13 protein-coding genes are annotated in these 12186 nt (G+C 51.3%); 7 read left to right on the top strand and 6 right to left on the bottom strand.

The window, feature by feature from the left end:
* Nucleotides 1-93: 93 nt before the first annotated feature.
* Nucleotides 94-975: a LysR substrate-binding domain-containing protein gene (locus ABIC79_RS05800; protein WP_166859981.1), complete on the top strand. Its 882-nt coding sequence runs from the start codon at nt 94-96 to the stop codon at nt 973-975.
* A 10-nt stretch (nt 976-985) separates the two neighbouring features.
* On the opposite strand, the gene ABIC79_RS05795 is transcribed toward ABIC79_RS05800, so the two are convergent.
* Entirely contained in the window at nt 986-1186 is a 201-nt protein-coding gene (locus ABIC79_RS05795) for a DNA polymerase III subunit theta (RefSeq protein ID WP_166859982.1), read from the bottom strand.
* Nucleotides 1187-1230: 44 nt separating this feature from the next.
* Nucleotides 1231-2235 (bottom strand): WaaS/CpsH family glycosyltransferase, encoded by a 1005-nt coding sequence (locus ABIC79_RS05790; RefSeq protein ID WP_166859984.1) that lies wholly within the window; start codon nt 2233-2235, stop codon nt 1231-1233.
* 151 nt (nt 2236-2386) lie between these two features.
* On the opposite strand from ABIC79_RS05790, the gene yghX reads away from it, so the two are divergent.
* A complete protein-coding gene (gene yghX, locus ABIC79_RS05785; protein WP_166859986.1) occupies nt 2387-3292 on the top strand; it encodes a YghX family hydrolase in 906 nt (301 codons plus the stop codon).
* A gap of 54 nt (nt 3293-3346) precedes the next feature.
* Here yghX and yghU read toward each other — a convergent pair whose 3' ends face one another.
* From yghU to ABIC79_RS05770, 3 genes are all read right to left on the bottom strand, one after another.
* Nucleotides 3347-4192 (bottom strand): glutathione-dependent disulfide-bond oxidoreductase, encoded by an 846-nt coding sequence (gene yghU, locus ABIC79_RS05780; RefSeq protein ID WP_013574501.1) that lies wholly within the window; start codon nt 4190-4192, stop codon nt 3347-3349.
* Nucleotides 4193-4284: 92 nt separating this feature from the next.
* Nucleotides 4285-5346 (bottom strand): LacI family DNA-binding transcriptional regulator, encoded by a 1062-nt coding sequence (locus ABIC79_RS05775; RefSeq protein WP_013574502.1) that lies wholly within the window; start codon nt 5344-5346, stop codon nt 4285-4287.
* Nucleotides 5347-5404: 58 nt separating this feature from the next.
* Nucleotides 5405-5647: a hypothetical protein gene (locus ABIC79_RS05770; RefSeq protein ID WP_015689520.1), complete on the bottom strand. Its 243-nt coding sequence runs from the start codon at nt 5645-5647 to the stop codon at nt 5405-5407.
* Between ABIC79_RS05770 and ABIC79_RS05765 the strand changes: the two genes are divergently transcribed.
* Genes ABIC79_RS05765 through ABIC79_RS05750 form a run of 4 tightly spaced genes read left to right on the top strand, consistent with a single transcriptional unit; the run spans nt 5631 to nt 10492 of the window.
* The gene (locus ABIC79_RS05765) at nt 5631-6806 is read left to right on the top strand and encodes a Gfo/Idh/MocA family protein (RefSeq protein WP_013574503.1); all 1176 of its coding nucleotides are present in this window, start codon (nt 5631-5633) and stop codon (nt 6804-6806) included. The two genes, ABIC79_RS05770 and ABIC79_RS05765, sit on opposite strands and share 17 nt — an antisense overlap.
* Before the next feature lie 2 nt (nt 6807-6808).
* On the top strand, nt 6809-7876 hold the full coding sequence (locus tag ABIC79_RS05760) for a Gfo/Idh/MocA family protein (protein WP_121019556.1): 1068 nt from the start codon (nt 6809-6811) through the stop codon (nt 7874-7876).
* Between the two features lie 13 nt (nt 7877-7889).
* Nucleotides 7890-8912: a Gfo/Idh/MocA family protein gene (locus ABIC79_RS05755; RefSeq protein ID WP_112198157.1), complete on the top strand. Its 1023-nt coding sequence runs from the start codon at nt 7890-7892 to the stop codon at nt 8910-8912.
* A 41-nt stretch (nt 8913-8953) separates the two neighbouring features.
* Nucleotides 8954-10492: an MFS transporter gene (locus tag ABIC79_RS05750; RefSeq protein WP_112198156.1), complete on the top strand. Its 1539-nt coding sequence runs from the start codon at nt 8954-8956 to the stop codon at nt 10490-10492.
* Nucleotides 10493-10534: 42 nt separating this feature from the next.
* Here the strand turns inward: ABIC79_RS05750 and ABIC79_RS05745 are convergent, their stop codons facing one another.
* The gene (locus ABIC79_RS05745) at nt 10535-11062 is read right to left on the bottom strand and encodes a GNAT family N-acetyltransferase (protein ID WP_037036282.1); all 528 of its coding nucleotides are present in this window, start codon (nt 11060-11062) and stop codon (nt 10535-10537) included.
* A gap of 234 nt (nt 11063-11296) precedes the next feature.
* Between ABIC79_RS05745 and nlpA the strand changes: the two genes are divergently transcribed.
* Complete coding sequence (gene nlpA, locus ABIC79_RS05740) at nt 11297-12115, top strand: lipoprotein NlpA (protein WP_131638715.1); 819 nt, start codon at nt 11297-11299, stop codon at nt 12113-12115.
* Nucleotides 12116-12186: the final 71 nt, after the last annotated feature.

Below are 12186 nucleotides of genomic sequence, written 5' to 3'. Positions count from 1 at the left end.
TTTGTCGGTGTGAAAAGGAGCATAAGGCGTTATGATTATCCTGAATATCGAAAATAACAGCAGCATTAGTCCATAAAAACGGGATGATTAAGCATGGCGAAAAGACCGGTCACTTTTGATTCAGAAGCCTTGCGCAGTTTTGTTACCGGCATTGAGCTGGGGAGTTTTGTGCTGGCCGCCGACCGGCTGGGACGCTCCACATCTGCCGTCAGCGCGCAGCTGAAAAAGCTGGAGCAACAGGCGGGCACGGAGCTGGTACAGAAATCCGGACGGCACCTGATCCTGACCGGACGCGGCGAAGTGATGCTGAGTTATGCGCGGCGGATCCTCAGCCTGAATGATGAGGCCAGCGCTGTGCTGCTCGCCAGTACGCTGAGCGGCAGCCTGAACCTGGGCATGCAGGAGGATTTCGGCGAAACCCTGTTACCGGCCATTCTCGGCACATTCACCCGCGCACATCCGCAGGTGCAGGTTTCCGCCAGTATTACCCGTAATCAGCAATTGCTGGACGGGATCCGGCATAACGAGTTTGATCTGGCGGTGTGCTGGCAGGCTGATGAAACGCCACTTTTCCCGTCAAGCCGCTCGCTCGGACGGATACCGCTGCGCTGGATTGGCCCTGAAAGTTTCGACCTGAATCACTATCAGGAAACCGGCGAACCGGTGCCCCTGCTGGTGTTCGAAGCGCCATGCCTGATGCGGAATGCCGCAACGACGGCGCTGGATAACGCCGGTATTGCGTGGCGGATAGCCTTCACCAGCCGCAGCCTGAGCGGGATTTGGGCGGCGATGTCGGCGGGGCTGGGGGTGACTGTTCGTACGGATTTCGGTATGCCATCAACCGTACGGATTTTGCAGGAATTGCCCGCGCCGGGTGAGGTGGGGATCAGCCTTCATCAGAGCCTGACGCCCCCGGGCGAGGCGGCCGCCAGCCTGAGAGAGTCGATTGTCGGCTTCTTTACGCAGCAGCACTGAGCCGCTGTGACTATTTTTTAGCCGGTTGCTGACGATAATGTTCCAGACGTTCGCGAAAATAAGCGCGCAGATGTTCCGGCTGCTCCATCTCCACTTCATCTGCGTTGACCGGCAGATGGTTGCGCTCACGCACCACGACAGTCCCGGCCGCCAGCCCGGCGCTGACTTTATCCATTTCCTCTTTACTCAGCCCTGCGAGTGCTTTGTTCATGGTTTCTCCTTTTGATTGTTCTGTTAGGTTGTCGGGCAAAGCCTCTATTCTACTGCGGTTCCGGCCAGTGTCTTTAACATGCCGTCTGCGAAATACGTCTCCAGCAACGCCGGGTCGGTTTTCTGATGTTCCGATGAAAGAAATTTGGCAATAGCGTTGCGATCATCTTCTCCCCAAATAAAGATTTTATCGGGATGATAAAAAGCATGTTTTTTTATTGAGGCATTATTGGTGATCAGTTTCTTATTAAAAGCCATGGCTTCGAGAGCACGCAGCGTTAATCCGCATTGATCCGGCTTGTTGATCTCAAGAACGACAGAAGCGCGTTTCAGCTTTTCAATATTTTGCTGATAACTGATTTTCTGATTGATACAACAGTCCGGGTAATCCGGGGTTCCGTTGCAATCGCCCACCAGATAAAAGTCGGTCTGGCAGTGATTCTGGCGCAATACCGGTGTCAGGTCGTTAATGAGTTTTGCCCGATAATCATCAAACCCGCCGACATAAAAGCAAGAGCCGGATGACGGCGTATTTGCCGGTTCCGATTGCCACGCAGCCATGTTATGGCGGGTGAACGGCAAAAACTGGTCAACATAAGAAAGTCCGTATTTCCGGCAATCTTCGGGATCAAAACTGTAAATAACATCAAAAACAGCGGTGACCCGGTCGAGATAATTTTCGTCATGGGAAAGTAATTTCAGCCGACGTCTTTTAGACGTAAGCGCGGCCACTGAGTCGCGCAATACCAATATTTTTTTGCATTTGAGCAGGGAAAGTAAATCCAGCATCAGAAATGCGCTGTAGCCGTTACAAATGATGATGTCGCTTTCACGCACGTGGCGGAACTTAATAGCAATCTGAAATTTCCGGTGCCAGTGTTTGAGCCGCTTTCCCGGCAGCAAAGAGTGGACAGATTTAAAGTGTTTTTTGACGTGATAAATCGTATGCACATTAAATTCTTTTTTCAGTGCAGAGGTCATCATCCGTTCGTACTCTGAGTTCCATTCGATGAAATGTATTTTCGGTGGTTGCGAAAGATAGTTTTTCATTGTTTCTCCCTTTATGACCAAAGTTTAGCATTTTCAGTGCATAAAAGTGTTGATGCGGCCTGGAAAGCCATCCCATCTCACAACGGGTTTACAAAATCGCCAAAAACAGGCCATTATTTATCCTTCCCCTGACCGGAACGGAGCCTGAAAAATGACCCGAATGACAGCGAAAGATTTCCCGCCTGAACTCCTCGAATATTTTGATTTTTACGTGCACGGCAAAATGACCAAACGTGAGTTTCTTGATCTCTCGGCGAAGTTTGTGGCAGGCGGATTGTCGCTGGCTGCACTGACAACGCTGATGACGCCGAACTATGCCTACGCCGAACAGGTGCAATTCACTGATCCGGATATTGTGGCGGAATACATTCAGTATCCGTCGCCGCAGGGACACGGCAGCGTGAAAGGCTATCTGGTGCGTCCGGCCAAAGTGACCGGTAAAGTGCCTGGTGTGGTGGTGGTGCATGAAAATCGCGGGCTGAATCCGTATATCGAAGATGTCGCGCGGCGGGTGGCGAAAGCCGGATTTGTCGCGCTGGCGCCGGACGGGCTGAGTTCGGTCGGCGGTTATCCGGGCAATGATGAAAAAGGGCGCGAACTGCAAAAACACGTTGATCCGACCAAACTGATGAACGACTTTTTTGCGGCGGTAGAATTTCTGATGCACCACGAGACTGGCACCGGCAAAGTCGGCATCACCGGTTTCTGTTACGGCGGTGGCGTGGCGAATGCGGCGGCGGTGGCTTACCCTGAACTGGCGGCCGCCGTGCCGTTCTACGGGCGTCAGCCGAAAGCGGAAGATGTGCCGCGTATCAAAGCGCCGTTATTGCTGCATTATGCTGAACTGGATAAACCCATTACCGAAGGCTGGCCGGCGTATGAAGCGGCGCTGAAGGCCAATAACAAAGTTTATGAAGCGCATATTTATCCCGGCGTGAACCACGGTTTCCACAATGATTCGACGCCGCGTTATGACAAAGCGGCGGCGGATTTAGCGTGGGAAAGAACCATTGCCTGGTTTAAAAAGTACCTCGAACCGCAGACAGAAAGCGCATAAAAGAAAAGGGCGGGATCGCAAAATCCCGCCCTTTTTTTACGTTTCAGACGCCCGTTATGATTTCAGGATGCCATCGAAATCCGAGGCATCATGGCGCTCTTCCAGTTGTTCATCACCCCAGGTGCGGTTCACAATGCGTCCGCGTTTCACCGCCGGACGGCCCGCCACTTCAGCCGCCCAGCGCTGGAAGTGCTTATAAGATTCGATGTCGAGGAATTTAGCCGATTCATACAGACCGCCCTGCGCCAGGCTGCCATACCAGGTGAAAATGGCGATATCAGCAATCGTGTATTCTTCCCCGGCAATAAAACGGTGTTCAGCAAGCTGACGGTCTAATACGTCGAGCTGGCGTTTGGCTTCCATCGTAAAGCGGTTAATGGCGTATTCGATTTTGACCGGCGCGTAATGGTAGAAGTGACCGAAACCGCCGCCAAGATACGGCGCGGAACCTTGCAGCCAGAACAACCAGTTCAGGGTTTCAGTGCGACCGGCGAGATCTTTTGGCAGGAATTGGCCAAATTTTTCCGCCAGATACAGCAGGATGTTGCCGGATTCAAACACGCGGATTGGCGGTGTGGTTGAGTTATCCAGCAGCGCCGGAATTTTTGAGTTCGGGTTAACGTCAACAAAGCCGCTGGAGAACTGATCGCCTTCATTGATGCGGATAATAAACGCATCGTATTCCGCACCGCTGATGCCCAGCGCCAGTAACTCTTCCAGCAGGATCGTCACTTTCTGGCCGTTCGGCGTGCCAAGGGAATAGAGCTGAAGCGGGTGCTTACCGACCGGCAGCGTTTTTTCGTGCGTCGGACCGGCTATCGGGCGGTTGATGTTCGAGAACTTGCTGACTTCATCTTTATTCCAGGTCCAGACTTCAGGGGGCTGATACTGTTCTGACATTGCATTCTCCGCATCTTTTTTTGAGGTTAAGACTCAAAAGTCTAGCAGGAGATAATCAATGGCGACGCTGAGAATGTGCCTTCGGGGCGCGGCTAACTGGCGGCAGGATACAACCCTTTGCGCTTCCATTTCACATCGGCCACTGACTGGCCGTTGTGAATTCTCCCCTGTAACAGCAAATTGAATTTCGCGCCGGTAGCGCGCATCAGGCGGCTTTGCAGAATATACACTGCCTCGGTGCCCAGCTCGCGGCACGGCAAATGCACGGCAGTGAAACTTTGTGCCGCTGATGTTTTCATGTCGTGCGCAAAATCGATACTCATCACCGAAATATCTTCCGGGACTTTAAATCCGTATTCGTTCAGGGCATCAATGGTGGCCTGTGCAATCTGATCGCCTCCGCATAAGATGGCTGACGGCATGGTTTCCCGTTTATGCCCCCGGAGATACTTCTCAATATTTTCTCTCGCCTGTTCCCCTCCGCTGCCATGATTGACCAGCAAATGCAGGGCTTCGTCGAACACCACATGGTGTTCAAGGCAGGCGCGTTTAAAGCCATCGAGGCGCTGCATCATGGTTTCACGACGCAGGTCGGTGAACAATAAAACGGGGCGGTGACCTCTGGTAAACAGATAGTTGGCAGCACTGTAACCGATGGAATAATGATCGGCAGAAACACAGTCCAGACGCATCTCGCTGTCCTTGGCGTTGATCATTACCACCGGTTTGTTAGATTCTGCTGCCAGCCGATACAGCATCACGTCATCAATACCGATAATGACAATGCCGTCGACATCCGGCTGATGAAGTGCCTGCATAAAAACAGCGATATCCGGTTCATTGACTGCCAGCGCGCATTTACGTATGTGAATATCAAAACGCGCAACTTCCGCCGTTATTTCCTGAATCACTTCATAATAATAACGATCTTCATGGGGAGAGAAGGCGGCGGGTGGCGCACAGAGCAACAGGCAATTCATTAACAAACGGCTGGCCGGAATGTCACGCAAAATACCCATTGTTCTGGCATGGGCAAATACTTTCTCTTTTGCCTGGAGACTGACATTGGCTTTCCCTGCCAGCACACGGGAAACGGTACTCGGAGAAAGCCCGGTTAACTCCGCTATTTGCCTGATTTTTAATTTTCCCGTCATTTTGTGATCAATGCCTCAAATGGAGATGGACTTATTGCCATGGTTAACTGGTTGTAATTCATGGGCTATTCAGCATGATAGCAAATTCCGCAAACGGCACTGCAATTCCTGTCACAAATAACAGTTGTTGGAAAAAAAAACCATTATTACTCTCCAGAATATAAACCTCAGAAACAAAAAATAAGGTATTTATCTGTGCTGAATCTATAAAGAATTCAACACGGTGACGCCCTTTATGCGGCTTAAATCCGCCAGCTGTTCGGTTAAATATAAGGAGTAAGAGAATGCTGAAAATAGCCATTATTGGTACGGGTAATATTTCACATAACCATATTCAGGGATATTTAGAGTTTGCTGATCGTTGCCAGATTGTTGCGCTGGTAGATATTTATCCTGAAAAAGCGGAAGAGAAAAAACGGCATTATGGCCTGACGAACGCCAGGGTCTATGCCAGCCATGAGGAAATCCTTAATGATGCAGATATCGACATTTTTGACGTCTGCACGCCGCCGTATGTCCACGCCGAAATCTCGATTAATGCGCTGAACGCAGGCAAACACGTGTTGTGCGAAAAGCCGATGGCGGCGTCATTACAGGAATGCGACGCGATGATCAGCGCGGCGCAGGCGAGCGGGAAAACGCTGTCAATCATCGCGCAAAACCGTTTTACCGACGCGTTCTGGCGGCTGAAAAAAGTGCTCGATTCCGGTGAGACCGGCAAAGTGTGTCATGCGCAGGTGGATTCTTTCTGGTGGCGCGGTCATTCCTATTACGATTTGTGGTGGCGCGGCACCTGGGAAAAAGAAGCGGGCGGTTGCACGCTCAATCACGCCGTTCACCATATTGACGCGATTCAGTGGATGCTCGGTTTTCCCTCTGAAGTGGTCTCGATGATTACCAACGCTGCGCATGATAATGCCGAAGTGGAAGATCTCTCGGCGGCCATTTTCAAATATGACTCCGGCGCACTGACCCAACTGACGGCTTCCGTGGTGCATCACGGCGAAGATCAGAAGATTGTTATTCAGGGCGAGAAAGCGCGAATTTCAGCTCCGTGGGACAAATACGCCAGCATTTCTGCGCCGAACGGTTTCCCGATTGATGCGCGTGACACGGATCGTGAAAACCAGCTTGAAGACATTTACCAGTCGATTCCCAAACTCACTTATACCCTGCACACCGGCCAGATCGACAATTTCCTGACCGCACTGGAAACCGGTACCGCGCCGCTGATTGACGGCATTCAGGGCAAGCGTTCACTGGAACTGATTGCCGCGATTTATAAATCCGCCATTACCCGCAGCATTGTGTCACTGCCGTTGTCGCCGGAAGATCCGTTTTATCAGACCGGCGGGCTGGTTTCGCTGGCACCGCACTTTTATGAAAAATCAGCATCGGTGGAAAACTTCGCCAATGAAGATGCGATCCCTCTCGGCAAAAATATGGATAAAGGAGCCTGAACATGAGCAATAAAGACGGTATGAATTATGCGCCGGTGGGGAAACCGCAACCTGTGGTAAAGCCCGGTGAATTCGTGATTGCTGCTGCGGCCCTGGATCACGGGCATATCTACGGTATGTGTAACGGGCTGATCGAGGCGGGCGCCAGCCTGAAATGGGTTTACGATCCGGATCCGGTAAAAGTGGAGAAGTTTGTCGCCCAGTATCCGCAGGTTAAGGTCGCGGAGTCATTGCAGATACTCCTTGATGACCGTGAAGTGCAGATGATCGCGGGGGCGGGCATTCCGTCCGAACGCTGCGCGCTGGGGCTGAAAGTCATGGCCGCCGGGAAAGACTATTTCAGCGACAAAGCGCCGCTGACCACGCTGGAACAACTGGCGCAAGCGAAGGCCAAAGTGGCCGAAACCGGGCGCAAATATGCCGTGTATTACAGCGAACGCCTGCACGTAGAAAGTGCGGTCTTCGCAGGCCAGCTGGTGCACGAAGGAGCGATCGGACGCGTGATCCAGACGCTGGGTACCGGCCCGCATCGTGAGGGTGAAGGGCGTCCCGACTGGTTCTACGAGAGAGAGCGTTTTGGCGGCATCCTGTGTGATATCGGCAGCCATCAGATTGAACAATTTCTGTTTTATACCGGCAACAGTGACGCACAGGTTGTGGCGGCTCAGGCCCTTAATTTCAATCACCCGCAGTATCCGCGTTTCGAAGACTTTGGCGACACGATGCTGAAAGGCAATAACGGCGCACGGGGTTATTTCCGCTGCGACTGGTTCACACCAGAAGGGCTGAGCACCTGGGGCGACGGCCGTCTGACGCTGCTCGGCACCGAAGGTTATATCGAGATCCGCAAATATGTTGATCTCACGCTCGGCGAGCAGGACGTGGTGTATCTGGTGAATCAACAAGGCGAGTTCCGTTACCCGGTTTCCGGCAACGTCGGCTTCCCGTTCTTTGGTCAGTTGATCCTCGATTGCCTGAACCGCACCGAGCACGCCATGACCCAGGAGCATGCGTTTAAAGCTGCCGAGCTGTGCATCCGGGCACAGATGCTGGCAAACGGAACCCACTAAACGGGAGCAGATGATGAAAACTCTCCAGGCTGCGGTGATCGGTTGCGGGTCTATCCATACCTGCCATGTGGCAGCGATCCGGCACGAACCGGATTGCCAGTTAAGGGCGATTGCGGAGTGCGATATTGGCAAAGGCCGGGCGCTGGCGCAGGAATATGGTTGTGATTTTTACACGGATTATCACGAAATGTTGTGCGATCCGCAGATTGACGTGGTGCATATCTGCCTGCCGCATCATCTGCACAAGGAGGCTATTCTCGCCGCGCTGGCGGCGGGAAAGCATGTTTTTACCGAGAAACCGGTGGCGCTGAATATCGGAGAAGTCAGCGCCATTAAACTCGCGGCGTCACAGGCTGCGGGGCTGACAGGCGTGTGTTACCAGAACCGTCTGAATCCTTCCAGTCAGAAAATTAAAACGCTGCTGGAAAGCGGGCAACTGGGCAACATGCTGAGCATCAAAGCTATTCTGACCTGGTCGCGCAGTGGTGCTTATTACAGCGAAAGCCTGTGGCGCGGGCGTTTTGCCACTGAAGGCGGCAGCCTGCTGATCAATCAGGCGATACATACGCTGGATTTAATGCAGTGGTTTGGCGGCGGTGTTCTCGCGCTGAAAGGCGTGGTGGAAAGAACCTTTCTCAGTGAACTGACTGAAAATGAAGACACAGCGATGGTCAGCCTGAAAATGGGCAACGGTGCGCATGGATTGTTTTACGCAACGAACTGCCACAGCACCGATTCACCGTTGCTGCTGGAAATTCATTGTGAAAAAGGACTGTTGCAGTTGTATCACAACGTGTTGTGGCTGATTGAAGGAGAAAATAAAACGCTGCTGATAAGTGATGACAGCCCGTCAGGAACAGCCAAAAGCTACTGGGGCGACAGTCATCGTCAGGCAGTCTCGAATTTCTATCATTCTGTACGTCATCCTGAAGAACAAAATTATATCTCTGTTTCACAAGCCGAAGTTTCCCTGAATATTGTCGGTGCGATTTACCGCTCCTCACAATCAGGGAAATGGATCACGTTGGCTGATTAAATCTCTATTAATAATAACCCTACATTCACAGGATAATAATAATGAAACCTACTGAACGCAGAGTAGGTTACGGCACGGCTATAGGCTATGGCGTAACTGATTTATTTGGCGGTGGTGCATTCGCCGTTATCGGTACCTGGCTTTTATTCTTCTATACCATGTATTGCGGATTAACCGTTTTAGAAGCGGGATCTATTTTTGCTATTGCCCGTGTCATTGATGCCGTATTAAGTCCGATCATGGGTTATATCACCGATCACTTCGGAAATACCTGGCTCGGAAAACGGTTTGGTCGCCGCCGGTTTTTCCTGCTGATCAGTTCGCCACTGATGTTCCTGTATGCGCTGGTCTGGGTAAAGGACATGGGCTACTGGTATTATCTTGGCACATATCTGTCGATTGAATTACTTTCAGCGATGGTGCTGGTGCCGTGGGAAACGCTGGCCGCCGAGATGACCAACCGCTTCGGCGAACGTACCCGTCTCGCCGGTGTGCGTATGATTTGCTCGCAGCTCGGCGGTTTCCTGGCTGTGTCTGTGCCGGGCGTCATCATGATGTTTACCGGTAAAGATAATCCGATGACGTATACCTATACCGGCATATTCTTCGCCACGGTATTTTGTATCGCGGTATTCACCACATGGCTGTGTACCTGGGAAGCCAAAGACGTGCGGGATCCGAATGAGCCGGAACCGGAAATGGAAACAGGCGGCAGTCTCTGGCATCATCTGAAGAGTCTGGTTTTAGATTTTATCTCATCCTTTAATATCCGCATGTTCCGCCAGCATATTATTATTTATATTGCTTCCTTTACCGCCATGGACGTATTCGGTGCCGTCTTTACCTACTATGTGGTTTATGGTCTGAATCAGGATGTGGGATCGGTTTCCGGATATTTAAGTGTGGCGGCCTTTGTTTCTGTGCCATCGACGATTGTTTATATGATGGTGATGGAACGACTGAATCTTTCGCCTTCTGCCGCGCTGCGAATCGCCTATGGTTGTATATTCTTTGTGCTGGCTGCTCTGTTTTATATTTATATCACCAACGCAACGGTGCCGTTAATTCTCTTTACTTCCATCTTCGTTATTTTAGGCTTTGGACGTTCAGGGCTTTATTATATTCCGTGGAATATTTACAGCTTTATCCCGGACGTCGATGAAATAGTCACCAAAAAACGTCGTGAAGGAATTTTTGCCGGTGTGATGGTGTTTACCCGTAAAAGTACCGTTGCGATTGCCATCATGGTGATTGGCCTGGTGCTGGAAGAAAGTGGATTTGTGAAAGGGCAGGGTGCTCAGCCGCTCAGCGCGTTACACGCGATCATTGGCCTGATGATCTTCGCCACCGGTGCGTTGCTGGCGATCAGCTTCTACATGACCTTCAAATTCAAGCTGACGCGGGACACACATAAAATCCTGATCAAGGAAACCGCCCGTCTGAAACTGGGTGGCGCGCAGGAAGACTGCGATGAGGTGTCACGTAAGGTGATTAAAGATCTGACCGGTTACGAATACAACGAAGTCTGGGGCGGGAGCGCGACACGTAAAACCGCGAGGGAAAAGTTAGCGATTGAGTAACCCGTAACCTGCGGGCCGCAACCGGCCCGCAGGTATTTTCTGTCAGTGATCCTGCGCGGGCAGGGTCTGGTTTCCGTCACCCAGCGCGAGCTGCATAAACACGGTGTCCAGCCAGCGGCCATGCTTAAATCCAACGCTATGCAGGGTGCCTTTCATCTGAAAACCGGCGGCGAGATGTAAGCCAATTGAGGCTTTATTTTCGCTGTCACCGACGTTACCGATCAACTGACGATAGCCGTGAGTTTCCGCCCAGTCTATCGCCCGTCGCAGCAGCGCTTTACCCGCACCGCGTTTCTGAAAAGCAGGATCAATATAGATAGAATCCTCCAGCGTGTGGCGATACGCATAACGTTCGCGATAATGACCCAGATAGCAATATCCCTTCACTTCATCCTCATGCAAAACCACCAGCCAGAGCAAACCTGCCTCTTTAATCTTCTTCAGCCGGCCCGCCATCTCGCGTTCATCCGGGGGCTGTGTCTCGAACGAGGCGGTTCCATGGAGAACGTGCCAGGCATAAATTTTCTGTATCGCGGGAATATGCTGCTCTCCGGCTTCAATAATTTCCATTCTTGCAGGTTCTCATTGGTTATTTCTGATAAGCCTACTCTTTCCGAAAAGGGGCGGGGAGGGCAAACTTTTTATGACTGATATAAGGAAAAGATCTGGATGTCCGGACTTAAGTGGGGTCATCTATATGCTTTTTTCTTCTTAGCGATGCTTTATTGGTTTTTTAAACAGCGACCATCCTCCTGTTATAGTCATTTTCATTACGCATTAGCGGTTATTTTTTAAGGAAAAAAAGTGAAACTGACGTTATCTCATTTACGCACGGGTGTTGTGTTTTTGCTGGCAGGATTACTGCTGGCGGGTTGTGATCAAAAAAGTGGTGATGCAAAACATATCAAAGTCGGCGTGATTAATGGCGCAGAGCAGGATGTGGCGGAAGTGGCGAAAAAGGTCGCGAAGGATAAATACGGTCTGGACGTCGAACTGGTCGGTTTCAGCGGCTCATTATTACCGAATGACGCGACCGAACATGGCGATCTGGATGCGAATGTTTTCCAGCACCGTCCGTTCCTTGATCAGGATAACAAAGCCCACGACTACCATCTGGTGGTGGTCGGCAACACCTTTGTGTTCCCGATGGCGGGCTACTCGAAAAAAATCAAAACTGTGGATCAGCTGAAAGATGGCGCGACGGTGGCGATCCCTAACGATCCGACCAACTTAGGCCGCGCACTTTTGCTGCTGCAAAAAGAGAAACTGATCACGCTGAAAGAAGGCAAGGGCCTGCTGCCAACGGCGCTGGATATCACCGAAAACCCGCATCATCTGAATATTATGGAGCTGGAAGGCGCGCAGTTACCGCGTGTGCTGGATGACCCGAAAGTCGATGTGGCGATCATCAGCACGACCTATATCCAGCAAACCGGTTTATCACCGGTGCATGACAGCGTGTTTATCGAAGATAAAAATTCGCCATACGTGAATATTCTGGTTTCGCGCCCGGACAATAAAGATGCTGAAAATGTGCAGGAGTTTCTGAAATCCTATCAGTCGCCAGAAGTGGCGAAAGCGGCGGAGAAGATCTTTAACGGCGGCGCGGTTCCGGGCTGGTGAGGGTGTTTGTGGGGAATATTATGAGCACTAAAAATGGTGTCCCCTACAGGAATATTTTTAAATTTATAAAT

This window comes from Rahnella sp. 2050 (genome assembly GCF_040544515.1).
GTDB classification, from domain to species: domain Bacteria; phylum Pseudomonadota; class Gammaproteobacteria; order Enterobacterales; family Enterobacteriaceae; genus Rahnella; species Rahnella aceris.
The sequence above is the reverse complement of the archived record's forward strand: the minus strand, read 5'-3'. Positions and strand labels throughout refer to the sequence as shown.

Bases quoted from the DNA above. Each gene is read 5' to 3' on its own strand.
- ABIC79_RS05800 (WP_166859981.1), top strand. From the start codon at position 94: ATGGCGAAAAGACCGGTCACTTTTGATTCAGAAGCCTTGCGCAGTTTT.
- ABIC79_RS05795 (WP_166859982.1), bottom strand. From the start codon at position 1,186: ATGAACAAAGCACTCGCAGGGCTGAGTAAAGAGGAAATGGATAAAGTC.
- ABIC79_RS05790 (WP_166859984.1), bottom strand. From the start codon at position 2,235: ATGAAAAACTATCTTTCGCAACCACCGAAAATACATTTCATCGAATGG.
- yghX (WP_166859986.1), top strand. From the start codon at position 2,387: ATGACCCGAATGACAGCGAAAGATTTCCCGCCTGAACTCCTCGAATAT.
- yghU (WP_013574501.1), bottom strand. From the start codon at position 4,192: ATGTCAGAACAGTATCAGCCCCCTGAAGTCTGGACCTGGAATAAAGAT.
- ABIC79_RS05775 (WP_013574502.1), bottom strand. From the start codon at position 5,346: ATGACGGGAAAATTAAAAATCAGGCAAATAGCGGAGTTAACCGGGCTT.
- ABIC79_RS05765 (WP_013574503.1), top strand. From the start codon at position 5,631: ATGCTGAAAATAGCCATTATTGGTACGGGTAATATTTCACATAACCAT.
- ABIC79_RS05770 (WP_015689520.1), bottom strand. From the start codon at position 5,647: ATGGCTATTTTCAGCATTCTCTTACTCCTTATATTTAACCGAACAGCT.
- ABIC79_RS05760 (WP_121019556.1), top strand. From the start codon at position 6,809: ATGAGCAATAAAGACGGTATGAATTATGCGCCGGTGGGGAAACCGCAA.
- ABIC79_RS05755 (WP_112198157.1), top strand. From the start codon at position 7,890: ATGAAAACTCTCCAGGCTGCGGTGATCGGTTGCGGGTCTATCCATACC.
- ABIC79_RS05750 (WP_112198156.1), top strand. From the start codon at position 8,954: ATGAAACCTACTGAACGCAGAGTAGGTTACGGCACGGCTATAGGCTAT.
- ABIC79_RS05745 (WP_037036282.1), bottom strand. From the start codon at position 11,062: ATGGAAATTATTGAAGCCGGAGAGCAGCATATTCCCGCGATACAGAAA.